General features: G+C 70.8%; 1 protein-coding gene. It reads right to left on the bottom strand.

The features are described 5' to 3' along the window. Positions 1–1,069 (bottom strand): glycoside hydrolase family 3 N-terminal domain-containing protein (locus ACFW2E_RS47680; RefSeq protein WP_384478626.1); only part of this gene is annotated, 1,069 nt, incomplete at both ends.

Genomic DNA, 1,069 nt, shown 5'->3' with positions numbered 1-1,069 from the left:
AGACCACCGCGGTGGAGGCCTTGCGCGCGGTGGCGACGGCCTGGTCGATCGCGTCCTGGGCCTTGGCCGGGGTCACCCAGCGCAGGTCGAGGGTCATCGGCTTGCCGACGACCGCGCCGCCGCTGATCTTGATGGTGTGCGTGCCGGCGGTCAGCTTCAACGGGACGCTGGTGAGCTTGCCGAACACCTCGCCGACGCTGATCGGTGCGCCGTCGTCGATCTGGATGGCGCCGTTGCCGCCGGTGACGCGGGCCGCGATGCGGTAGAGCCCGTCCTTGGCCACCGTCAGCCTGCCGTCGTAGATGACGCCGCTCTCGGCGGGATCCAGAACCTTGCCCGAGGTGAAGTCGGGCTCCAGGGCGGAGGCCGGGATCGGCTCGCCCTGAAGGGTCTCGCCCTCGGCGTAGGAGACCTGCGCGTCGGAGCCGAGCTTCTCGGTGATGGTCTCCAGCGGCGGGGTGGCCATGTCGGGGACGATGTAGGAGCTGCCGAGCCCCGTCACCTTGGGGTCCTTGGCCGACGGGCCGATCACCGCGACGTCGTCCGTCGTGGCCGGGTCGAGCGGCAGTATCCGGTCCTCGTTGCGCAGCAGCACCGCGCCGGCCTCGGCGATCTCCTCGGCCACCTTGGTGCCGCCCGCGACATCGCGCTCGGGCCGCGGCGCCGGGTTCTCGTCGAGGAGGCCGAAGCGCTCCATCTGTCCGACGATGCGGCTCACCGCGCGGTCGAGGACCGCCATGGGAACGGTGCCGTCCTGGACGGCCTTCTTGAGCGTGTCACCGAAGTACTTGCCGCCGGGGACCTCGCCGCCGGGCGGGATGGCGACGGTCGAGTCGATGCCCAGCTCCTGGTCGAGCCCCTTGGTGATGGCGTCCGTGCTCTGCGTGGCCATCCAGTCGGAGGTGACCCAGCCCTTGAAGTCCAGCTGCTCGCGGAGGATGTCGTTGAGCAAGTGCCCGTTGCCGCAGGCCGCTTCGCCGTTGACCTTGGGGTAGGCGCACATCACCGAGGCGGCGCCGGCCTTGACCGCGGCCTCGAAGCCGGGGATCTCCGTCTCCTGGAGGGTGCG

The organism is Streptomyces sp. NPDC058964 (assembly GCF_042741275.1).
Lineage (GTDB): Bacteria > Actinomycetota > Actinomycetes > Streptomycetales > Streptomycetaceae > Streptomyces.
This window is presented reverse-complemented; position numbering and strand designations above follow the sequence as displayed.